The following is a 21,818-nucleotide window of genomic DNA, read 5'->3' as shown; positions in this document are numbered from 1 at the left end:
CCATGTAAAGCAAGAGCACCTCCGAACTGCATAGCCTAATAAAATCAGCTGCTTGCAATCATTTTCACTCTATGCAATCCGAGTGCGGAGGCCCTGTGCAATGAGGGGAGGGGTCGGATGGCAAGGACTGCGGCAGCGTCCGTTTAAAACTAAAAATGCTTTGCAATGAACTTATTTTCATATTGCAAAGCATTTTTTGCAATATGGCGACAGTTTCATATAATTTTCCAAGAGGCTGTTGACGCTAAGCGAAAAAACATGTTCAATCTCAATCAAATTTATCGCCGATTTGAACACAGCTTGCGGGCGTAAAACAGCTAAAGCGTGGGTAGACAGACCCAGACTCAGTGAATCTGTCTACAGCCAATCTCTTGTACATCCCGAGATTCCCACAGCTAAAGCCCGCCGCAGCCATCGGTGGGCTTTGTGCTTTTGGGAGTGTTAGGAATGATTCATCTACAAAATGTCTGCAAACGGTTTCGCCGCCCTGAAGGCGGCTGGTTCGACGCCGTCGCCGAAACTTCGCTGTCCATCCGCGAAGGCGAAGTTTTTGGCCTAATCGGTTTCTCCGGCGCAGGCAAATCCACTCTGCTGCGGCTGATCAATCTGCTGGAGCGGCCCGATGCCGGCGCGGTGATCGTGGACGGACAAGATCTGACTAGCTTGTCGCCCAAGAAGTTGCGCGCGGCCCGCCAGAATATCGGCATGGTGTTCCAGCAGTTCAATCTGCTGGCCAATCGCACCGTGGCCGGCAATGTGGCTTTCCCTCTGGAAATCGCTGGCTGGAACCGGGCGGATATCGACAAGCGCGTAGCCGAATGCCTGGCCATCGTCGGCCTGGAAGATCGCGCCAACCACTACCCGGCCCAGCTGTCCGGCGGCCAGAAACAGCGCGTCGGCATCGCCCGCGCCTTGGCGCCGCGGCCGCATGTGATCCTGGCCGACGAGCCGACTTCGGCGCTGGACCCGAAAACCACCCAATCCATCCTTGATTGCCTGAAAGACATCAATGCTCGCTTCGGCGTAACCATCGTCATCGTCACTCATGAGATGCACGTGGTGCGCAGCATTTGCCATCGAGCAGCCGTGCTGGACCAGGGCAGGGTGGTGGAGGTGGTGGATGTCAATAATGCCGAAGTGGAGGCCGATTCCGATCTGGCCCGCTCGCTGCTGGAGGCCGCGTAAATGGATGCCGCAACCCTGAACGAAGCGCTGCAGAACCTGCAGTCCATGAGCCCGGAAATTTGGCAGGCCTGCCGGGAAACCGGCGTGATGCTGGGCGTGGGCCTCGCCGCCGCCATTGCGTTGGGTGGCCCCTTGGGCGTGATCCTATACCTGTCTCAGCCTGGCCAGATGTTCGCCAACCGCGCCGCCAACGGCGTGCTGAGCTGGGTGGTAAACCTGGTGCGCTCCTTCCCTTTCATCATTCTGATGGTGGTGTTGATCCCGCTGACCCGCGCGCTGGTGGGCAGCACCATAGGCCCGGTGGCCGCGTCGGTGCCGCTGGCCTTCGCCGCCATTCCATACTTCGCCCGACTGGTGGAACAGACGCTGCGCGAGATTCCGCGCGGCGTGGTGGAAGCGGCCGAGGCAATGGGCGCCAGCCCCGTGCAAATCATCTTCAAGGTGCTGATCAACGAAGCGCGCTCTGGTTTGATCTCCAGCCTCACCATCCTGACCATCAGCTTCCTCAGCTACACCGCCGTTGCAGGGGTGGTGGGCGGCGGCGGAATAGGCGACCTGGCTATACGTTACGGCTATTACCGCTTCCAGACCGACGTGATGGTAGCCATGGTGCTGCTGCTGGTCGCGCTGGTGCAGATCATCCAGCTGCTGGGCAATCGCCTGGCAGCCAAGCTCGACAAACGTTGATTTTCAAAATGCGCAGAATTTAAAGGAGAGAAAAATGCGTAGATTCGTCGTCAAAGCAGTTGCAGCATCTGTAATCGGTCTGGCGCTGGCCGGTCATACCCTGGCCGCGGACCCAGCCAAGAAGGAAATCGTGATCGGCACGACCGTCGGCGACTTCGGCGACATGGTCAAACAATCGATCAAGCCGCAGCTGGAAAAGCAAGGCTACGCCGTGAAACTAGTGGAGTTCACCGACTATGTTCGTCCCAACCTGGCGCTGCAAGAGGGCTCGCTGGACGTCAACGTGTTTCAGCACAAGCCTTATCTCGACAACTTCGCCAAAGAGCACAAGCTCAGCCTAAAGGAAGTGTTCCAGGTGCCTACCGCGCCGTTGGGCATCTATCCGGGCAAGCTGAAGTCGCTCAAGGACGCGAAGCCGGGCGTAACCCTGGCTGCGCCTAACGACCCGTCCAACTTCGCCCGCGTGCTGGTGATGCTGAACGATCTGGGTTGGGTCAAGCTGAAGCCGGGCATCAATCCGCTGACCGCTTCCGAGCGCGACATCGCCGACAACATCAAGAAAGTAAAGCTGGTGCAACTGGAAGCCGCCCAGCTGCCGCGCTCCCGCAGCGATGTGGATTTCTCCGTGATCAACGGCAATTACGCCACCAGCTCCGGCATCAAGCTGACTGAAGCTGTCTATCAGGAAAAGAGCTATGCCTACGTGAACTGGGGCGTGGTGCGCGCGGCCGACGCCGCCAAACCGTGGGCGAAAGACGTCATCGCTGCCTACAACTCGCCGGCGTTCAAGGCCTACACCAAGCAGAAATTCGCCGGCTACAAGCTGCCGCAAGGCTGGAACTGAGTTTTTCTTGTAACACTCCTGGCTAAAAGATTTGCGGAGGACTTCGGTCCTCCTTTTTTTATGCGCATGCTTTGCTGAGGAGCCTCCATCGGCCTTTGGTACAGGGTGGATGGGATGTCCGCCTGCTATTTTGCCTTGGCCGCCATCCGGCGGCCGCGTCTAAATTATGCAATCCATCGCTGGGCGCCACGCCGCGTCTACCGGCGGCGTTCCGCTCGCATCCAGTGTGTCATTCCTGGTTGTTCATTCAACGTATCCTGCTCAAGGAGAGTCGTTATGGCAGCGCTCGAGTTTGATGTCGAAGTCTGGTCCGGTTCAAATGAGAATTATGGTTCTTTGATCGCGTCCCATTTTTCGGGAGAGGATGGGGATAATGTCGTCGTAAACGAGTATGTGTATTTTTCCTTCCTTTCTCCCGCCGTTGTCGGGCTCGACAACATTCAGCCCGGCTTTGACCCGTGGGTGTCGCTGACGCCGGAGTCGAGCGTCATGTCCACGCTTCAAGACGATGGCAACTATCTGATTCACGCCAAACTCTATTTAGAGAAGCCCCACACCCTGCAGCCCGATGCTCAGGACACCGTTACCTTCAACATAAACGGCAATCTCATTGACAATCCCGAGTTGTATGCGGATTCGTTCGTCGGCTATGTGGATGAGGATGATGGCGGCACGGTGGCCGTCGATTGCGCCGCCAGCCCCGATGAGCGGCTGGCGGCCATCCAGCCGGCCGTCAGCTTTGGCGGAATGCTCAAAACGGTGGCTTACGACAGCCTGACGGAAATCGATCTTGCGCCGACGACCTATGAGGTGACGGCAGAGCCGGTCAGCGACCCGTTTCATATCGTGACGGCGGAAGTGTTGCTGTCGACGGACGAGATTTCCGTGACGACAGGGGAGGTCACGCCGCTGCAAATCACTTTCGGCGCGCCAAGCTATCAAGCCGCCTTGCGGATACGCATTGCCGCGCTGACGGGGCTGGAGCGGGAAACCTTGCATCTGCGCGTGACGCATGGCTCTCAGACCATTGCGCAATTCGAAGCCATGCCCGGGGAGACCCGGCTGATCAACGCGCCGGCTCAAGGGAGTGCCGAGTTGCACGTCGAGCCGCTGGCATTGAACAACATTCGATATGCATTCGCGACGAAACGGATTGAGCTGCGGGCCGATCTGATCGAGGTGGAGTTGAGAGATGCCGACTTAATCCAGGCTCCCGTCGATACCACTGGCTTTGTCACTTTGCCGATTACGGTTGCCGCGGATGCCGTTCTGTCCAAGGATTTGACGCTGCGGCTTATCGGCAACCAGATGGCCTACTCGCAGCCCATTCCCGCCAGCGCCGGCACCCACGCCTTCCCCTTGCCGGTCAAGCCGGGGAGCTATGAAGTTGTGGCAGGCGATTTACTGGCTATCGGCGTCTTGTACCGGGTTCAGGCGCCGGATGCGATTTCGGTGCCGGCAAGCAATCCGCCACCCCTGCCGCTTCAGGTTTCGCGCATCACCTCGCTACGAGTGCCGGGCTTTCCGGACTTTGTTAGCTTTGGCGCCTGCACGGCGCTTACCGACGATGTCCAGTATATGACCGAAGCTCGCGCATCCCATATTTTCACCTATGCGGGCATAGACGGAGCGGGTGATGCTGGGACGTTTCTGGAAGATGACGCCAAAACGCAGCTGCTCATCGAGCGGGCGCGCCTGATAGAAGAGGCTGTCGGCGGCGGTCACGTCACGCTGCCCGTGGTGGTGTCATACACCTGCAATTTGTCCGGCGGCGATATCGAAAACCTAAACGATGCTGGCAGGCATATGCACAGTTATGCGAACTATGTGCTGGCGCTGAGCATCGCCCACGCCAATGTGGATGCGGCCCACCCTGTGGGCGCGGCCTTCGTCTTGAACGCGGACTTTCTCGGGGCCTGCCAGCAGCACGATATCGCACCGAGTTATGGCATGCCGGTCCGCGAGCCGCTACAGGCGGCAATCGAGCATTGCGTCAGAAAGGGATGGATCGACGCGCTGACCATTCCTGCCGATATCGAAAACACTATCCGAGGCTACGTGCGCAGCGTGAACTGGCTGACGCACGCGGTGGCCGAGAATCTGGGCCATCCCGACGCCGTCAGCTTTGGCTGGGTCACCAATCTGTGGAGCGAGGGCAGCTCGCTTTGGGTTTATGATTCCGAGCAAGATCCCGCCGGCCCGGCGCAGTCGATGGCGGAATACGCGAGGGCCTGCGGTGTGTTCGATGCTGAGTACCCAGTGACTTTTCATGCGATAGATCGCTACGAGCGCGATGACCTGAGCCAGGACGCGTATGTGAGCTTCTACTGCTACGGTCCGCGCGAGTGGGAGCGTTACTTCGACTTTTGCCGCGAGTTTTGCTATGCCGCGAAGCACCCCATCATGCCCTGGCAAATTTCGGCCGCCCACCTACCCACGACCAGCGACATCGTCAACCAAGGCTTTGGCGCCAGCCAGCACTGGGGAACGGGGGGCAGCTATATTTTCGGCCACCCGGAAATAGGCAGCTCGGCGAGCCATATCCATCCTGTCGTGCTGAACTTCCGTTTCCCGGCGGCTATCGGTCCCTATTCGATCGTCAGCGAGCTGTTTGAGCGCCCGTTCGACCTCGCGCCGCCCAAGTATGGAGATTTCGCGCTGCGCGGCATTTTCGCCGTTCAATTGGGCGGCGGCAGCACGACGGGCCTGGGCGATATCGGCGACGCTTCGCCTTGGGCGCGCGACAAGTCCGCAGTCTATATAGAGAATCCGGTCCGGTTCGAGTAAACAATCGGCTACCGTCCGGCCGTGCAAGCGGCCGGGCTCCCAACGCCATCCATCCCCTCACATCGCTTCCAAGCCGGTGGCCCGCCAGTTTGTCGACCATATCCGCGGGGCTGTCGCGCCGAGCCGTCCCGCGCTTGCCCGCCATGGGCTGTCATGCCCGCTTACAGGCATGTGGCCTGGCTTTCATGGTAGAATTGAAAGATTGTCACATTCAGTCGGCCGGTGGCGTTGCGGGCGTAAAATAGCAAAAGCGAGATGCCCGTCGCGGCGCCGGCTGAATCATCCTTACGAATAAGATACTTATGACCGATAACCAGTTCGCCAAGGAAACGCTTCCCATCAGCCTCGAAGAGGAGATGCGCCGTTCTTACCTGGATTACGCGATGAGCGTGATCGTGGGCCGGGCGCTGCCAGACGTGCGCGACGGCCTGAAGCCGGTGCATCGCCGGGTGCTGTATGCCATGCACGAACTGTCCAACGACTGGAACCGCGCGTACAAGAAGTCGGCCCGTATCGTTGGCGACGTAATCGGTAAATACCACCCGCACGGCGACTCTGCCGTGTACGACACCATCGTGCGTCTGGCGCAGGACTTCTCGCTGCGCTACATGCTAGTGGATGGCCAGGGCAACTTCGGCTCGGTGGACGGCGACAACGCCGCCGCCATGCGTTACACCGAAATCCGCATGGCGCGCATCGCCCACGAACTGCTGTCAGACATCGACAAGGAAACCGTCGATTTCGGCCCCAACTACGACGGCTCCGAGCACGAGCCGCTGATTTTGCCGGCCAAACTGCCCAACCTGTTGATCAACGGCTCCTCCGGCATCGCCGTGGGCATGGCCACCAATATCCCGCCGCACAATTTGAACGAGGTGGTGGATGGCTGTCTGGCGGTGCTGGCCAACGCCGACATCACCATCGATGAGCTGATCGACATCATCCCGGCGCCGGACTTCCCGACCGCCGGCATCATCTACGGCACCGCCGGCGTCAAGGAAGGCTATCGCACCGGCCGCGGCCGCGTGATCATGCGCGCGCGCACCCATGTCGAGCCTATCGGCAAGGGCGACCGCGAAGCGATCATCGTCGACGAGATCCCATACCAGGTGAACAAGGCCCGCCTGCTGGAACGCATCAGCGAGCTGGTGCGCGACAAGCAGATAGAAGGCATTTCCGATCTGCGCGACGAGTCGGACAAGTCCGGCATGCGCGTGGTGATCGAACTGAAGCGCGGCGAAGTGCCGGAAGTGGTACTCAACCACCTGTTCAAAATGACCCAGCTGCAAGACAGCTTCGGCATGAATATGGTGGCGCTGGTCGATGGTCAGCCGCGCCTGTTGAATCTGAAACAGATTCTGGTCGAATTCCTGCGCCACCGCCGCGAAGTGGTCACCCGCCGCACCATTTTCGAACTGCGCAAGGCCCGCGAGCGCGGCCATGTGCTGGAAGGCCTGGCCGTCGCCTTGTCCAATGTGGACGAGATCATCGCGCTGATCAAGGCATCCGATGCGCCGCCGCAAGCCAAGGCCGCGCTGATGGCGCGCGCCTGGCGCTCGTCTCTGGTGGAAGACATGTTGTCCCGCGTCGAAGGCGATATGGCGCGCCCGGAGAACATCGACCCAGCCTTCGGCATGAAGGACGACGGTTACCATCTATCGGACGTGCAGGCCCAGGCTATCCTGGACATGCGCCTGCAACGCCTGACCGGCCTGGAGCAAGACAAGATCGTCGCCGAATATCGCGAGATCATGGACGTGATCCTGGACCTGCTGGACATCCTGGCCAGACCGGAGCGCATCAGCCAGATCATTAGCGACGAGCTGAACGCCATTCGAACCCAGTTCGGCGACCCGCGTCGTTCGGAAATCGAGCCTTATGGCGGCGATATCAATATCGAAGACCTGATCACCCCGCAAGACATGGTGGTCACCATTTCGCACAGCGGCTACATCAAGGCCCAACCGATAGACGACTACAGCGCCCAGCGCCGCGGCGGCCGCGGCAAGCAGGCCGCGGCCACCAAGGACGATGACTTCATCGAAACGCTGTTCGTGGCCAACACCCACGACTACGTGCTGTGCTTCTCCAGCCGCGGCCGCTGCTACTGGCGCAAGGTGTACGACCTGCCGCAAGGCGGCCGCCAGAGCCGCGGCAAGCCCATGGTCAACGTGCTGCCGCTGGAAGAGGGCGAAAAGATCAACGCGCTGCTGCCGGTCAAGGAATTCCGCGACGATCAATACGTATTCATGTGCACCGCCAGCGGCACCGTGAAGAAGACGCCTCTGGTCGACTTCTCGCGCCCCCGCACCGCCGGCATCATCGCTGTCAATCTGGATGACGGCGACAACCTCATCGGCGTGGCGCTGACCAACGGCGACGATCAGATCATGCTGTTCTCCGACGCAGGCAAAGCCGTGCGCTTCAGCGAGACCGACGTGCGTCCGATGGGCCGCAACGCCACCGGCGTGCGCGGCATGATGCTGGGCGACGAACAGCAGGTGATCTCGCTGCTGGTCAGCAACTCCGAGATGCAGATGGTATTGACCGCCAGCGATGGCGGCTATGGCAAGCGCACCTGCGTCGGCGACTTCCGTCGAACCAGCCGCGGCACCCAGGGCGTGATCGCCATGGACCTGACCGACAAAACCGGCCTCAAGCTGGTGGCGGCCAGCCTGGTGGAGGAGAGCGACGACATCATGCTGATCACCACCGGCGGCGTGCTGATCCGCACCAAGGTGGCGGAAGTGCGCGAAACCGGCCGCTCGGCCCAGGGCGTGCGCCTGATCAATCTGGACGAGGGCGAGAAGCTGATCGGCCTGGAGATTGTGGCTGAGACCGAAGCCGAATGCGCGGAAGGCGAGGGCGAAGGCGACGCCGCTCCGGAGCAAGGCGAAGCGTAATGGTCCAGACCCCCGCCAATCCCCGCGTGCTGCAAGCGATGAGCGAGCTTTTCGTCTCATTCCCGCACTGCGCCACGCTGGGTTTCGAATACGTCGGGACCGATGGCCGCAAGCCCACGCTGCGGCTGGCCTGGCGCGAAGACCTGGTGGGCAACCCAGCCACCGGCATCCTGCACGGCGGGGTGATCACCTCGCTGGTGGACACCTGCAGCGCCATCGCCGTCACCGCGAATCTGCCGGAGATAGAAACCATCGCCACGTTGGATTTGCGCATCGACTACCTGAAGTCCGCCACGCCGGGCAAGGCCATCTACTGCCGCGCCGAATGCTACCGACTCGCCAGCCAGATCGCCTTCACCCGCGCCGTGTGCTACCACGATGATCCGGCCGATCCTATCGCCCACGGCGTGGCGACCTTCATGCGCGAATCCAGCCGCACGCCCATGCTGACGGAGGGCGCGCAATGAGCGAATTCATGCAAAGCTTCGCCGAATTGCGCGAACGCAAAGCCTTCTCGGAGATCGTGGACGCGCTGCCTTACGTCAAGCTGATGGGCACCATCATGAGCGAAGACGAGGAGGGCGAGTTGCGTTTCGAGCTGCCTTTCCTGGAACGCAATGTCGGCAATACCTCTTTGCCGGCGCTGCATGGCGGGCTGATAGGCGGCTTCATGGAAAGCGCGGCGATGATACATTTGATGTGGAATCGCGAATCGCTGGAGGCGCCCAAAATCGTGGACTTCTCACTCGACTATTTGCGTCCAGGCAGGCCGCAAACCCTGTTCGCCCAGTGCGAAATCACCAAGCAGGGCAAGCGCGTGGCGCATGTGCTGATCGAAGCCTGGCAGGATGATCGCGCCAAGCCGGTGGCGGTGGCTCGCGCCCATTTTCTGCTCAATAATTGAACGGCGTTATGCCCTGACCAAGACCAAACCGGCGTATCCTTGCACAGGACGCCGGTTTTTTTATTGACCCACCCATTGCCATTCGCGGCCGCGCCGCCATTTGAACAACGACAAGACAAGAGGACAAAGAATCATGGCCAAGGTGTACAACTTTTCCGCGGGTCCCGCCGTACTACCGCACGCGGTGCTGGCCGAAGCGCAAAGCGAGCTGCTGGATTGGCACGGCTCCGGCATGAGCGTGATGGAAATGAGCCATCGCGGGAAAGAGTTCATGGAGATCATCCATGACGCCGAGCATGACCTGCGCGAGCTGATGCACATCCCCGCCGGCTACAAAGTCCTGTTCCTGCAAGGCGGCGCCTCCTTGCAGTTCGCCATGGTGCCGCTGAACCTGCTGGGCGACAAGCAAAGCGTGGACATCATCAATACCGGCCACTGGTCCAAATTGGCGATCAAGGAAGCCAAGCGCTACGCCCAGGTCAATGTGGCGGCCAGCAGCGAGGACCGAAATTTCTCCTACGTGCCCGAAGAAGCGGCCTGGCAACGCGACCCGAATGCCGCCTACCTGCATTACACCTCCAACGAAACCATAGGCGGCCTGCAATTCCCCAATATCCCATCCGAGCAATATGGGGTGCCGCTGGTCTGCGACATGTCGTCGGACTTCTTATCCCGCGAGATAGATGTAAGCCGCTTTGGCATGATCTATGCCGGCGCGCAGAAGAACATCGGCCCATCCGGACTGACCGTGCTGATCATCCGCGAAGACTTGCTGGGTAAGGCGCGCGCCGACATTCCCACCATGCTGAACTACCAAGTCCATGCCGATGCGGATTCCATGTACAACACGCCTGGCACTTACCCGATCTATATTGCCGGACTGGTATTCAAGTGGCTGAAGGAGCAGGGCGGCGTCAAGGGCATAGCCTCCCGCAACGAGGAAAAAGCCGGCCTGCTGTACCACATGATAGATAACAGCGACGGTTTCTATTCCACTCACATCGAAAAACCTTACCGTTCCAAAATGAACGCGGTGTTCAAGGTGAAGGACGAGGCGCTGGATGAGATATTCCTGCTGGAAGCGCGCAAGGAAGGCCTAGCGCAACTCAAAGGCCACCGCGCCGTGGGCGGCATGCGGGCATCCATCTACAATGCCATGCCTATTGAAGGCGTAAAGGCGCTGGTCAACTTCATGCAGGATTTCGCTCGTCAGTACGGCTGATTCAAAGCCCCGCGAACAAGGCAGGCCTTTACGGCCTGCTTTTGCATTGCTGCCGAGGCCGCACTTGCTTGCAATTAGATAATGATTCAAAAATTCGCATAATCTATATTATGTCAAATCATGCATGCAATCCTACGCATCGTGCAAATCACACTGACATTGCTCATGTCGCCACACTGTCGCACCGACACCACACTGAACACAGTCCAACACTGAGCAGCACACCATGAAACGCAACACGCCGATTGCAGCATGGCCATGCAACAACCCCGACGAACTCTACAAAGCAATCTCGTTCGGCGATGCAGATGCTCTAGCCAAAGAACTAGCCGTCAGCACTGCACAAGTGACCGCGTGGAGAACCGGCCAAGACCCCGTACCCAAAGCAGTTTTCCTGTGGCTAACACTCCGGAACAGCAAAAAACTCGGACCACAATTCGGACCATTCAGAGGGTTTGAGCTATGCGACCGCGGAGACGCCCTGGTCTGCCCAGATACTGGCATCCGGATGAATCACGCCGAGGTGTATCGCCTGCCAGACTACCGCCGCGCGCAACGCCTGGTCGAACAGCAAGCGGAGCTAATCGAACGGCTGATGAAAGAGCGGAATTTCTACCGCAAGAACTGCCACCAGCAAGCGCGCTTCGGCATGCTGCTGAACCAAGTTTTCCAGCCTGACATCGATTAAAATTCAAAAGTCATACTCAATGGATTCAGCCATGAAAAACGTCATGCGGATGATCGCTCTGGCCGTCAGCGCCAGCCATGCCAGCGCACAAGTGATGGAGTGCGTAAACGGCAGCAAGATTGCCTACACCAACGAGACAGAATGCCCAGCGGGCTACCACGCAAAGAAGCTGCTGCTCAAGGAAAACGCACCCGCGCCCTCCTCGCCCAGCTACGCACCAAACAATGCACCCGCCTACGCCTCCACCTATTCCAATTCCAATCCCGCGCCACGCATCATCGTCCAGCAAGCCCAGGCGCAGCGACCCCAACTGACGTGCGAGCAGCTCAAGCAGCAACGAGACCATATCGAGAAGCAGATGGAGCCATTTTCCGGCAGCACTGACCGAGATCTATTCGGCAAGCTGCGAGACATCCAACACCAAATGACGCGGCAGGAATGCAGGATTTAGGCGTGGACTCCCTTCATCAATTTTTCTCAGATACGCATCATGGCGCTAGGCATCACCACCCGGCAGCTCGCCTTCCAGCGTCGCGGCCGCGTGCCCATGCAGATGCCTGCGCGATCACGGCTTCCACCCTCAGCTTGTTTTATGCTGAACCCGATTCAATGCCCATCCGACTGGAAACCAAACCAAGACGCGAGCCATATAGTGACAATGCCGCGCGTTGCGAGTGGTTTGCGCAAAAAAACAGCCCAGCCGGCTTGCGCTGGCTGGGCTGTGCTAGATAGGGCGATGGATTAGATGTTTTCCACCTTAGCCATCTTGCGGCGCTCATGCTCTTGCAGGTAGCGCTTGCGGATACGGATCGATTTCGGGGTGATTTCCACCAGCTCGTCGTCGTCGATGAATTCCACGGCCGATTCCAGCGTCAGCTTGATCGGGGTGGTCAGGCGAACCGCTTCGTCAGTGCCGGAGGCGCGGACGTTGGTCAGTTGTTTGCCCTTGACCGGGTTCACCACCAGGTCGTTATCGCGGCTGTGAATGCCGATGATCATGCCTTCGTACAGCTTGTCGCCCGGGGAGACGAACATGCGGCCGCGGTCTTCCAGCTTCCACAGCGCGTAGGCGACGGCTTCGCCGTTCTCTTGCGAGATCAGCACGCCGTTGTGGCGGCCCGGCAGGTCCGGCTTCACCGGAGCGTAGTCGTCGAAAACGTGGCTCATCAGGCCAGTGCCGCGGGTCATGGTCATGAAGTCGGACTGGAAGCCGATCAAACCGCGCGCCGGGATGTGGTATTCCAGTCGGGTGCGGCCGTTGCCGTCAGATTCCATATTGGTCAGCTCGCCGCGGCGGCGGCCGATTTCTTCCATCACGCCGCCCTGGTGGTCGTCTTCCAGGTCGATGGTCAGGTTTTCGTACGGCTCGGACTTCTGGCCGTTGATTTCCTTGAACACCACGCGCGGCTTGGCCACGGCCATTTCAAAGCCTTCGCGGCGCATGTTTTCCAGCAGGATGGTCAGGTGCAGTTCGCCGCGGCCCGATACGCGGAACACGTCGGCGTCGCCGGTGTCTTCCACGCGCAGCGCCACGTTAGTCAGCAGTTCCTTGGTCAGGCGATCGCGGATCTGGCGGCTGGTGACGAACTTGCCTTCGGTGCCGGCCAACGGCGAGGTATTCACCATGAAGTCCATGGTCAACGTCGGCTCGTCCACCGACAACATCGGCAGGCCTACCGGCTGCTCCTTGTCGCAAATGGTCACGCCGATGCCGATATCCTCAATGCCCGAGATGATCACGATGTCGCCAGCTTCGGCTTGAGCTACATCCACGCGCTCCAGACCCTGGAAGCCCAGCACCTGGTTGATGCGGCCGGAGGCCACTTGCTCATCGTGGTTCATCACAACCACTTGCTGACCCGGCTTGATGCGGCCGTTCAGGATGCGGCCCAGACCCATGCGGCCGGTGTAAGTGGAGTAGTCCAGCGCGGACAGCTGCAGCTGCAGCGGTGCATCCGGGCTGCCGGCAGGCGTCGGCACATGCTTGAGCACGGTGTCGAACAGCGGGCGCATGTTATCGGACTCGTCTTCCAGTTCGTGCTTGGCGAAACCAGACAGGCCGGAGGCGTAAATAATCGGGAAGTCGAGCTGCTCGTCGGTGGCGCCCAGCTTGTCGAACAGGTCGAAAGTCTGGTCCACCACCCAATCCGGGCGCGCGCTCGGACGGTCGATCTTGTTGATCACCACGATAGGACGCAGGCCCAGCGCCAGCGCCTTCTTGGTCACAAAACGGGTTTGCGGCATCGGCCCGTCAACGGCGTCGACCAGCAGCACCACGCCGTCCACCATGCCCAGTACGCGCTCCACCTCGCCGCCGAAGTCGGCGTGCCCCGGGGTGTCTACGATGTTGATATGCACGCCTTCGTAATCGATGGCGGTGTTCTTGGCCAGAATGGTAATGCCACGCTCTTTTTCAAGATCGTTGCTGTCCATTACGCGTTCGTCGACTTGCTGGTTTTCGCGGAAGGTGCCGCTTTGTTTCAGCAGTTGGTCAACCAGGGTGGTCTTGCCATGGTCCACGTGGGCGATAATGGCGATGTTGCGGATTTGTCGGGTCATGTTTAGCGTGCTTCGGCTGGAATTCTGAAAACAGAAAAATCAAACGATTATAGCATGCTAGCTCAGCATCAAGAAAATTTCGGTAAAAACAGATGCCAATCCTATAGCTTCGCCATCAATAGCCGCCGCCTCGCCGCCGCCCGCGTTTGGCGCTACACTGCCGACCATCCGGCAACACCAAGGACATAGAATCATGTATGACTGGAATGCGCTTTGGCATGAGCGCGAAGCCTACCGCACCGGCTTCGACATCCATCACAACGACGCCAATGAGCTGGCCGACGCCTTGCGGGCCAAGCTGGTCCATCCCGCCGGCCATCCGGAAGAAGTGGCCGTCTACGAATGCGAAGACCGCTACATCCTGGCCGGCCATGCCGATGGCCTCCAGCTCTTGGAAGTGATGAAGCATGGTCTGTTCGACATCACGCTGCGCTTCGTGACAGAAGACGAAGGCCAGGGCGTGGCGCTGCCCTATGTCGAGATTCACGTGGACAATCTGGCTACCGAGGAACAAGCCGTCTGGCGCGGCGAAACCCGGCTGGACGATGAAGGCCGGGTCTGGGTAGGCAAACGCACGCTGGAAGAGAACGTGTTGCCGGCCATGCCCTTCGACGACTTGTCGTTCACCGACCATGCCGAATTCCGCGAGGAACTAGCCCGCGTCTGGCACGAGGAGCTTCCCCAACTGCGGCCGCTGATCGAGTCCTGGTTCCATCACGGCGGCGAATCCCTCCAAGAAGAGGCGCCCGCCCATTACGGCGACGCGGACCGCGTGCAGCAGATCTGCGACCGCTATGCCGAGATCGTCCGCCGCGAACAGGCCCTGCTGTCTCGCCAGTTCAGCGACGAGGAGCTGCATCTGGTCGCCGCCGTCATCGCCGGCATCCACTTCGACAGCGCCGCCTCCTGCCGCGGCCTTTGGCTGGCAGTGGAGGCGCGCATCCTGGAAGACGAACTGGATCAGCGGCATCAAGTGCATGGCGAGGCGCTGCTCGCCAAGCTGAAGAACTTGAGCTACGCCCAGGAAGTGGCGCTGATCGAGGCGCTGTCGCCATTGCAATCGTGATGGCCGCAACGGCGCGCATGGCAGCCATTTCAGGTATGATGCACGCCAATTTCGAGCAATCGCACTAAAAAATCTCGGCGCGGCGCCTCTGCCGGCGTCCCGCCTCATTCTGAAAGACAAAAACATGACTGAAGCCACCGCCCTGCGCGAACTGCCGCAACATCAACTGTTCCGTCCCGGCGACGTGTTCGTCCTGTTCGGCGAGTTGTTCGGCCGCGGCTACGCCAATGGCCTGATCGCCGAGGCCCGGAAGGCCGGCATGGAAATCATAGGCATGACCGTGGGCCGCCGAGGCGAAGACGGCCAGCTGCGCCCGCTGAACGCCGAAGAGCTGGCCGAGGCCGAGGCCAATCTGGGCGGCAAGATCATCAATGTGCCGCTGATGGCCGGCTTCGACCAGGACGCCCCGGCAGGCGAAGCGACGCCCACCCAATTGCTGGGCGCGCTGACCTTGAAAACCTGGCAGGAAGACAAGCTGGACTGGGACCATATCGAAAAATGCCGGCAGATCGGCGTGGCGCGCTTCCAAGCCGGGGTGGCCCAGGCCATGGCGCAGCTGGAAGGCATGATAGCCGACGGCCGCAATGTGTTCTTCGCCCACACCATGGCCGGCGGCATTCCCAAGGCCAAAGTGTTCCTGGCCATCGCCAACCGCGTCTACAAAGGCCGCGGCGAGCGCTTCCTATCCACCGAGGCGCTGCTGAACAGCGACCTGGGCAAGCTGATCCTGCAAAACTTCGATGAAGTCACCGCCAATACCTTCCAGCACCTGATAGACGGCAGCGCCGCGCTGCGCCAGCGCCTGGAAGCGGCCGGCGGCCAAGTCCGCTATACCGCTTACGGCTACCACGGCACCGAGATCCTGATCGACGGCGAATACCAGTGGCAGACCTACACCAACTACACCCAGGGCTACGCCAAGATGCGGCTGGAAAACGTGGCCCGCGCCGCTTGGGAGCAAGGCGTCAAGGCTACTGTGTTCAATTGCCCTGAAATCCGCACCAACTCCTCCGACATCTTCGTCGGCGTGGAGCTGCCGCTGATTGGCCTGCTGCGCGCGCTGAAGCGCGAAAACGGCAGCGCCTGGGCCGATGGCGAATGGCAGGCCTGCGAGGCCCTGCTGCAAGACGGCCATGCGCTGGAAGAGGTGCTGAGCAAGCTGGATCAGCTCAACAACAGCGAAGTGATGCGCGGCTTCCGCAACTTCCAAGCCTGGCCGATGCCCAACAGCCCGGAACTGGCCGATGTGATGATAGGCACGTCAGACGGCATCACCGCCATGCACCGAGACGCCAAGGCGCTGATCACCGACCGCCTGAGCAGCCTGGTGATTGAAGCCAGCGGCTCGTTGATGTTCGGCGAGGCGGCTCAGCCCGCCGGCCCGGTGTTGTGGCTGAACCACGACATCATCGCCCGCCAGCTGAACCGCGCTCACGGCTAAGCCGCCGCCGTCGCTGCATCAAACTCGCCCCGTCGCCGCAAGGCCGCGGGGCGAAATTTTATCCATGCCTTGTGAATCAATATTCAGAAAACTATAAATCATCGTCATTTTTAAAGCCTGGGGATAGCTATGAGCTACCAAGTGATCACGCATGACGATGCCCGCTATGAAACGCTGAAGAAAGGCTTCAATTTGCGCTGGCCAGCCGACGGACAGCAAGCCGGCGCCATCATCGTATGCCGCGATGCGGACGAGGCCCGCCAGGCGCTGCAATACGCCGTGGACCATGGCAAGCGCCCCACCATACGCAGCGGCGGCCATTGCTACGAAGGCTTCGTCAGCAACAACCGCGACGGCATCATCCTCGACATCGGCCCCATGTCCGGCCTGCTCAACGATGTCCACGCCGGCGGCCACCGTTACGGCTTCCAGCTTCTGGCCGGCAACCAAAACTGGGATGGCTATGTAGGCTTGTACAAGCTGCACGGCAAGACGATTCCAGGCGGCTCCTGCTATTCCGTGGGCGCCGGCGGCCATATCAGCGGCGGCGGCTACGGCCTGCTGTCGCGCATGCATGGCCTGACGGTGGACTGGCTGAGCGCGGTGGACATCCTGCTGGTGGACGAGAAACGCAAAGTCCATCTGGTTCACGCGAGGGAAGACAACGGCCATGCCGATCTGCTGCGGCTGTGCCGCGGCGGCGGGGGCGGCAATGCCGGCCTGATCACCAGTTACTATTTCGACGACATGCCGCCCGCGCCGCGGCTAGTGGCGCTGCAATTCCTGGAATACGACTGGGCGCAGCTGCGGCACACCCCGGCAATGTTTGCCGACCTCCTGCACGCCTATGGCGAATATTGGGCGGAGGCGGACAGACAGAGCGATGGCTACGGCCTGTTCTCGCTGCTCAAACTGAACCATGTCAGCACAGGCAAGATAGGTCTGGTAGTGCAGTACACCGACGAAAACGGCCGGCTGGACGACACTGGACCGCTGGTGGACTTCAATCAGCGCATGAGCCAGGCCTGCCTGCCGCAGCCCTTAAGCGGCTACCTCGCGGGCGGCAGCCACCTGCCCTTCGTTCCACACCGCTCCATTCACGCGCGCCACCACGCCGCGCTGCCGCCGCACACCCAAGTAATGGATATACGCCACTCAGACGCTGAACGGTTCCGGCAACAACCAGCGCGGCAAATACAAGTCAGCCTATATGAAACAGGGCTTTACCGAACACGAGGTGAACGCCATCTATCGCCGCCTGAGCCAGGAGGCTCCGACAGGCGTGGATCTCAGCCAGACGCTGCTGCAAGTGGACTCCTGCGGCGGCGCGATCAACCACGCCGGCAGCGGCAACAACGGTTTCAACCCTGACGACAACCGCACCGCCGTGCCGCAGCGCGCCTCCATCATGAAACTGCAATACCAGAGCTACTGGACGGATCCGGAGCAGGATCAGGCACAAGTGCGATGGATGCGCGAATTCTATGAAGACGTCTACCGCCAAGACGGATTCAACGGCACGCCCTACCCGGGCCCAGCATCACGCTACGAGGGCTGCTACATCAACTACCCGGACGTGGACATGGTAGACGGCGCGAACCCCGGCACGCCGGCGTATCACTGGGGCGAGCTGTACTACCCAGGCGCGTATGGGCAGCTGCGGGAGGGCAAGCGGCGTTACGACCCGCTGAATGTGTTCCACCACGCGCTGTCCATCCAGCCCGCCTGATCAGGCTCCGCCCGCGGCCAGCGTAGGAAACAGCGTCAGCACCACTTTGCCCTGGTTGCGATTGTCCGCCATATACAGATGGGCATCCTGCACCTGAGTCCACGGGTAGCTGCTGTCCACCGTGGCGCGCAGCCTGCCATCCAGGATGGCAGGCAGAATCTGCTCGCGCAGCGCCGCCGCCAGCCTGGCTTTCACCGCCAGCGGCTGCGGCCGCAGCGTAGAGCCGATCAGACTGATCCGCTTCATCAGCAGCCGGCCGAAGTCAAGCTCCGCCTTCAGCCCGCCCAACAAGCCGATATTCACCAGGCGGCCGTCCGGATTCAGCGCCTGCATATTCTCCGCCAGATAACCCGCGCCCACCGGGTCCAGCGCCACGTCCGCGCCGCCCCAGCTTTTCACCAGCTCGCCGAACGCCGGCGTCTCGCGGTAGTTGAACACGCGGCTCGCTCCCATTTCGCGGCAGAATGCCAGTTTCTCCTCGCTGCCGGCGCTGGCGAAGACTTGCGCGCCCAACATGGCGGCCAGTTGAATCGCCGCCGCGCCTACGCCGCTGGCGCCGGCATGGATCAGCGCCGCCTCCCCGGCTCGCAGCTCCGCCTTGACCACCAGATTGAACCAGGCCGTCATCCAGGCCTCCGGCAGGCTGGCCGCCTCCACCCAGGACAGCTCGTCCGGCTTGGCGATGGCCAGCGCCTCGTCCAGCAAAACATATTCAGCGTAGCCGCCGCCCTCCACCAGGCCGAACACCGCATCTCCGGGCTGAAACGCCGAACCGGCCGCGGCCTCCTCCACCCAGCCGGCCACTTCCAGCCCCAACAGCGGACTGGCGCCGGGCGGCGGCGGATAGCGCCCCTCGCGCTGCATCAGATCCGCGCGATTGACGCCCGCCGCCATCACCCTCACCAGCAGCCTCCCCCGCACCAGTTGCGGACGCGGCCATTCTCCGATGTCCATCGTCTCCACGCCGCCCGGCGCTTGCTGAACCACGGCTTGCATCGTCATGTTTCGCCTTTCCTTTATTTGATATCCGGCAAATGCGGCCAGTCGCGGCCGGCGCAAGTGTCCGTTTCGATTAATCCGCTTTGACTGGCCGCGCCATGAGCTGGATCAAGCGCGCTTCGTCCGCATTGATTACAATCCTTCGTCATGAGCGAGAACTGTTTCCATTGCGGTTTGCCCGTCCCCGTCGGCGCCCGCTTTCCCATCCGCTACCGCCAGAAGGAAGAAGCCGCCTGCTGCGCCGGCTGCCAGGCAGTGGCCAATACCATTATCGAGTCCGGCCTGGCCGACTACTACCAGCACCGCACCGAAGGCGCGGAGCGCGTGGAAGCGCTGCCCGAGGCGGTGCTGCAGCAGATCCGGCTGTACGATTCGGAAGAGCTGCAGCAAAGCTTCGTCCACCGCGTCGAAGGCGAAGCCCGCGAGGCCGCCTTGATGCTGGAGGGCATCAGCTGCGCCGCCTGCATCTGGCTCAACGAACAGCATTTGCGCCAACTACCCGGCGTGCTGGCGGTGGACATCAATTACAGCACCCAGCGCGCGCGCGTGCGCTGGGACAATAGCTGCATCCGGCTGTCCGCCATTCTCGAGGCCGTGGCGGCCATAGGCTACCGCGCCCATCCCTATGACGCGGAGCGGCAGGAAAAACTGCAGCAGAAGGAGCGCAAGCAGGCGCTGAGCCGGCTATGGGTGGCCGGACTCTCCATGATGCAGGTGATGATGTACGCGGTGCCGGTTTATCTGGCGTCGGACGGCGACATCGCCCCTGACTTCCTGTGGCTGCTGCATTGGGCCGGCTTCATCCTGACCCTGCCGGTGCTGCTGTATTCCGCGCTGCCGTTCTATCGCAATACCTGGCGAGATCTCAAAGCCGGCCGCGTCGGCATGGACGCGCCGGTCAGCATAGGCATACTCACCGCCTTCTTCGCCAGCTTCTGGGCGCTGATCCACAAGTACGAGCACGGCATTTATTTCGACTCGGTGTCCATGTTCGTCTTCCTATTGCTGGGCGGCCGCTACCTGGAAGGCATCGCCCGGCGCAAGGCCGGCGCGGCCAGCGAGAGCCTGGTCAAGCTGGTGCCGGCTTTTTGCCACCGGCTGGCTGGCTGGCCTAGCAGTCGGGATGCGGACGAGGCTACCGTGGCCAGCCTGCGCGAGGGCGACGTCATCCTGGTCAAACCGGGCGAAACCATTCCGGCCGACGGCGTGGTGCTGGATGGCAGCAGCGCCAGCAATGAGTCGCTGCTGACCGGCGAGAGCCGGCCAGTGGACAAACAACCCGGCGACAGGCTGATCGCCGGCAGCGTCAATGCCGCTAGCCCGCTGATCATGCGCGTGGAGCAGATCGGCCAGGCCACGCGGCTGGCCGGCATCGTGCGCTTGCTGGACCAGGCGCTGACGGAAAAGCCCAGGCTGGCGGTGCTGGCCGACCGCTTCGCCAGCTGGTTCGTCGCCCTGCTGCTATTGGCGGCGGCGGCCAGCTATATAGGATGGCACTTCGTCGATCCAGACCGCGCCTTGTGGATCATGGTGGCGGTGCTGGTGATTTCCTGCCCTTGCGCGTTGTCGCTGGCCACCCCGGCCGCGCTGACGGCTGCAAGCGGCAATCTGGCGTCGCAAGGCGTGCTGACGACGCGCGGACACGCGCTGGAAACGCTGGCTCGCGTCACCGACGTCGTCTTCGACAAAACAGGCACGCTCACCCATGGACGGATGCGGCTGCGCGACATAGCCGGTCCGCTGCCGCGCGAACGCGCGCTGTCCATCGCCGCCGCGCTGGAGCAATCTTCGGAGCACCCGTTGGCTCAGGCTATCCTCGCCGCGGCGGACGGTCTTTCGCTGCCGGCTGTTCAATCGACGAACAACTATCCCGGGCACGGCGTGGCCGGCATGGTGGACGGCCAGGAATGGCGACTGGGCTCCGCGCCCTTCATTTCTGCCTGGCTGGGCCTTGAGGAGAAGGAGGACTCGGACTGGCACGCCGAGTGCAGCCAGGTGCTGCTGGCCAACGCCGATGGCGTGCAGGCGCGCTTCGCCATCGGGGATGTCTGTCGCGACGACGCGCCCGCCTTGCTGCGCGCGCTGCGCGAGCGCGGACTCGCCGTCCATTTGCTCAGCGGCGACGGCGAACAGGCCGTGGCCAGTCTGGCGGCGGAACTGGGCATGGCCGACTGGCGCGCCCGCGCCGCGCCAGAGGACAAGCTGGCCTTCGTCTCTTCCCTGCAAGCCCAGGGGCGGCGTGTGCTGATGGTGGGAGACGGCGTCAACGACGCGCCGGTGCTGGCGCGGGCGGACGTCTCCATCGCCATGGGAGGTGGCACTGACGTCGCCCGTGCCAGCGGCGACATGGTGCTGATCTCAGACCAATTGGCGCTGATTCCGCTCGCCATCGCCATGGGCAGGCGCACGCTGGCGGTGATTCGGCAGAATCTGCTGTGGGCGGCCGGTTATAATGTGGTGGCGCTGCCGCTGGCCATACTGGGCCACGTCACACCGTGGCTGGCTAGCCTAGGCATGGCGCTCAGCTCGCTGCTGGTGGTCGGCAACGCCTTGCGCCTCACCAAACGGGACACTTGATGGAAAGCCTATACCTGCTCATTCCGCTCAGCCTGGTGCTGGCCTTCGTCATCGGCGCGATTTTCTGGTGGGCCACCCGCTCCGGCCAGTTCGACGACATGGAAGGCCCGGCCCATCGCATCCTGATGGACGACGATACGCCGCATCGAGACGAGGCGAAGGAATGACGTCAAACTACCCGTCCGGGTAAAATGCGCCAAGCTATGCCGCCGCTCTTTATGGGCGAC

18 protein-coding genes are annotated in these 21,818 nt (G+C 61.4%); 16 read left to right on the top strand and 2 right to left on the bottom strand.

Translation table 11 applies throughout. The features are described from left to right. The first annotated feature begins 447 nt into the window (after positions 1-447). The 10 genes from C2I19_RS17595 (at position 448) to C2I19_RS17550 (ending at position 11,671) form a co-directional block, all read left to right on the top strand. Positions 448-1,185 (top strand): methionine ABC transporter ATP-binding protein, encoded by a 738-nt coding sequence (locus C2I19_RS17595; RefSeq protein WP_103903955.1) that lies wholly within the window; start codon positions 448-450, stop codon positions 1,183-1,185. Then, positions 1,186-1,872: a methionine ABC transporter permease gene (locus C2I19_RS17590; RefSeq protein ID WP_103903954.1), complete on the top strand. Its 687-nt coding sequence runs from the start codon at positions 1,186-1,188 to the stop codon at positions 1,870-1,872. Positions 1,873-1,906: 34 nt separating this feature from the next. After that, positions 1,907-2,716 (top strand): MetQ/NlpA family ABC transporter substrate-binding protein, encoded by an 810-nt coding sequence (locus C2I19_RS17585; RefSeq protein WP_103903953.1) that lies wholly within the window; start codon positions 1,907-1,909, stop codon positions 2,714-2,716. A gap of 276 nt (positions 2,717-2,992) precedes the next feature. Further along, complete coding sequence (locus C2I19_RS17580; protein ID WP_103903952.1) at positions 2,993-5,503, top strand: hypothetical protein; 2,511 nt, start codon at positions 2,993-2,995, stop codon at positions 5,501-5,503. Positions 5,504-5,805: 302 nt separating this feature from the next. Beyond that, complete coding sequence (gyrA, locus tag C2I19_RS17575) at positions 5,806-8,406, top strand: DNA gyrase subunit A (protein WP_103903951.1); 2,601 nt, start codon at positions 5,806-5,808, stop codon at positions 8,404-8,406. Then, a complete protein-coding gene (locus C2I19_RS17570) occupies positions 8,406-8,873 on the top strand; it encodes a PaaI family thioesterase (protein WP_103903950.1) in 468 nt (155 codons plus the stop codon). Before gyrA ends, C2I19_RS17570 begins: the two co-directional genes overlap by 1 nt. Further along, positions 8,870-9,310, top strand: a complete 441-nt coding sequence (locus C2I19_RS17565; RefSeq protein ID WP_103903949.1) for a PaaI family thioesterase — start codon at positions 8,870-8,872, stop codon at positions 9,308-9,310. The genes C2I19_RS17570 and C2I19_RS17565 overlap by 4 nt, the downstream gene beginning before the upstream one ends. 133 nt (positions 9,311-9,443) lie before the next feature. Then, a complete protein-coding gene (serC, locus tag C2I19_RS17560; protein ID WP_103903948.1) occupies positions 9,444-10,532 on the top strand; it encodes a 3-phosphoserine/phosphohydroxythreonine transaminase in 1,089 nt (362 codons plus the stop codon). Between the two features lie 226 nt (positions 10,533-10,758). Further along, complete coding sequence (locus C2I19_RS21815; protein ID WP_146056860.1) at positions 10,759-11,220, top strand: hypothetical protein; 462 nt, start codon at positions 10,759-10,761, stop codon at positions 11,218-11,220. Between the two features lie 31 nt (positions 11,221-11,251). After that, positions 11,252-11,671, top strand: coding sequence for a hypothetical protein (locus C2I19_RS17550; protein ID WP_146056859.1), 420 nt, complete (start codon positions 11,252-11,254; stop codon positions 11,669-11,671). Between the two features lie 290 nt (positions 11,672-11,961). Here C2I19_RS17550 and typA read toward each other — a convergent pair whose 3' ends face one another. Continuing rightward, on the bottom strand, positions 11,962-13,779 hold the full coding sequence (gene typA, locus C2I19_RS17545; protein WP_103903945.1) for a translational GTPase TypA: 1,818 nt from the start codon (positions 13,777-13,779) through the stop codon (positions 11,962-11,964). A gap of 193 nt (positions 13,780-13,972) precedes the next feature. Here typA and C2I19_RS17540 point away from each other — a divergent pair, with 193 nt between their 5' ends. From C2I19_RS17540 to C2I19_RS22290, 4 genes are all read left to right on the top strand, one after another. Then, on the top strand, positions 13,973-14,845 hold the full coding sequence (locus tag C2I19_RS17540) for a hypothetical protein (protein ID WP_103903944.1): 873 nt from the start codon (positions 13,973-13,975) through the stop codon (positions 14,843-14,845). A gap of 124 nt (positions 14,846-14,969) precedes the next feature. Beyond that, positions 14,970-16,286 (top strand): enoyl ACP reductase FabMG family protein, encoded by a 1,317-nt coding sequence (locus C2I19_RS17535; RefSeq protein ID WP_103903943.1) that lies wholly within the window; start codon positions 14,970-14,972, stop codon positions 16,284-16,286. A 129-nt stretch (positions 16,287-16,415) separates the two neighbouring features. Next, on the top strand, positions 16,416-17,657 hold the full coding sequence (locus tag C2I19_RS17530) for an FAD-binding protein (RefSeq protein WP_199181251.1): 1,242 nt from the start codon (positions 16,416-16,418) through the stop codon (positions 17,655-17,657). After that, entirely contained in the window at positions 17,569-18,015 is a 447-nt protein-coding gene (locus C2I19_RS22290; RefSeq protein ID WP_199181250.1) for a BBE domain-containing protein, read from the top strand. The genes C2I19_RS17530 and C2I19_RS22290 overlap by 89 nt, the downstream gene beginning before the upstream one ends. Here the strand turns inward: C2I19_RS22290 and C2I19_RS17525 are convergent, their stop codons facing one another. Further along, positions 18,016-19,017 (bottom strand): NAD(P)H-quinone oxidoreductase, encoded by a 1,002-nt coding sequence (locus C2I19_RS17525; RefSeq protein ID WP_103903942.1) that lies wholly within the window; start codon positions 19,015-19,017, stop codon positions 18,016-18,018. A 144-nt stretch (positions 19,018-19,161) separates the two neighbouring features. On the opposite strand from C2I19_RS17525, the gene C2I19_RS17520 reads away from it, so the two are divergent. Both C2I19_RS17520 and ccoS read left to right on the top strand, forming a co-directional pair. Continuing rightward, positions 19,162-21,591 carry a heavy metal translocating P-type ATPase gene (locus tag C2I19_RS17520; RefSeq protein WP_103903941.1) on the top strand — a complete coding sequence of 810 codons (2,430 nt, stop codon included), beginning with the start codon at positions 19,162-19,164 and terminating at the stop codon, positions 21,589-21,591. Next, on the top strand, positions 21,591-21,758 hold the full coding sequence (ccoS, locus tag C2I19_RS17515) for a cbb3-type cytochrome oxidase assembly protein CcoS (RefSeq protein WP_103903940.1): 168 nt from the start codon (positions 21,591-21,593) through the stop codon (positions 21,756-21,758). Before C2I19_RS17520 ends, ccoS begins: the two co-directional genes overlap by 1 nt. The last annotated feature ends 60 nt before the right edge of the window (positions 21,759-21,818 follow it).

The sequence above is a fragment of the Chromobacterium alticapitis genome (genome assembly GCF_002924365.1).
Taxonomy (GTDB): domain Bacteria; phylum Pseudomonadota; class Gammaproteobacteria; order Burkholderiales; family Chromobacteriaceae; genus Chromobacterium; species Chromobacterium alticapitis.
Note: the sequence above shows the minus strand (reverse complement) of the source record. Positions and strands in the feature narration are given on the sequence as shown.

Coding starts and splice junctions, on each gene's coding strand:
- gyrA (WP_103903951.1), top strand. CDS start 5,806: ATGACCGATAACCAGTTCGCCAAGGAAACGCTTCCCATCAGCCTCGAA.
- C2I19_RS17595 (WP_103903955.1), top strand. CDS start 448: ATGATTCATCTACAAAATGTCTGCAAACGGTTTCGCCGCCCTGAAGGC.
- C2I19_RS17530 (WP_199181251.1), top strand. CDS start 16,416: ATGAGCTACCAAGTGATCACGCATGACGATGCCCGCTATGAAACGCTG.
- typA (WP_103903945.1), bottom strand. CDS start 13,779: ATGACCCGACAAATCCGCAACATCGCCATTATCGCCCACGTGGACCAT.
- C2I19_RS17565 (WP_103903949.1), top strand. CDS start 8,870: ATGAGCGAATTCATGCAAAGCTTCGCCGAATTGCGCGAACGCAAAGCC.
- C2I19_RS17585 (WP_103903953.1), top strand. CDS start 1,907: ATGCGTAGATTCGTCGTCAAAGCAGTTGCAGCATCTGTAATCGGTCTG.
- C2I19_RS21815 (WP_146056860.1), top strand. CDS start 10,759: ATGAAACGCAACACGCCGATTGCAGCATGGCCATGCAACAACCCCGAC.
- C2I19_RS17590 (WP_103903954.1), top strand. CDS start 1,186: ATGGATGCCGCAACCCTGAACGAAGCGCTGCAGAACCTGCAGTCCATG.
- C2I19_RS17580 (WP_103903952.1), top strand. CDS start 2,993: ATGGCAGCGCTCGAGTTTGATGTCGAAGTCTGGTCCGGTTCAAATGAG.
- C2I19_RS17570 (WP_103903950.1), top strand. CDS start 8,406: ATGGTCCAGACCCCCGCCAATCCCCGCGTGCTGCAAGCGATGAGCGAG.
- C2I19_RS17535 (WP_103903943.1), top strand. CDS start 14,970: ATGACTGAAGCCACCGCCCTGCGCGAACTGCCGCAACATCAACTGTTC.
- C2I19_RS17520 (WP_103903941.1), top strand. CDS start 19,162: ATGAGCGAGAACTGTTTCCATTGCGGTTTGCCCGTCCCCGTCGGCGCC.
- serC (WP_103903948.1), top strand. CDS start 9,444: ATGGCCAAGGTGTACAACTTTTCCGCGGGTCCCGCCGTACTACCGCAC.
- C2I19_RS17525 (WP_103903942.1), bottom strand. CDS start 19,017: ATGACGATGCAAGCCGTGGTTCAGCAAGCGCCGGGCGGCGTGGAGACG.
- ccoS (WP_103903940.1), top strand. CDS start 21,591: ATGGAAAGCCTATACCTGCTCATTCCGCTCAGCCTGGTGCTGGCCTTC.
- C2I19_RS17550 (WP_146056859.1), top strand. CDS start 11,252: ATGAAAAACGTCATGCGGATGATCGCTCTGGCCGTCAGCGCCAGCCAT.
- C2I19_RS17540 (WP_103903944.1), top strand. CDS start 13,973: ATGTATGACTGGAATGCGCTTTGGCATGAGCGCGAAGCCTACCGCACC.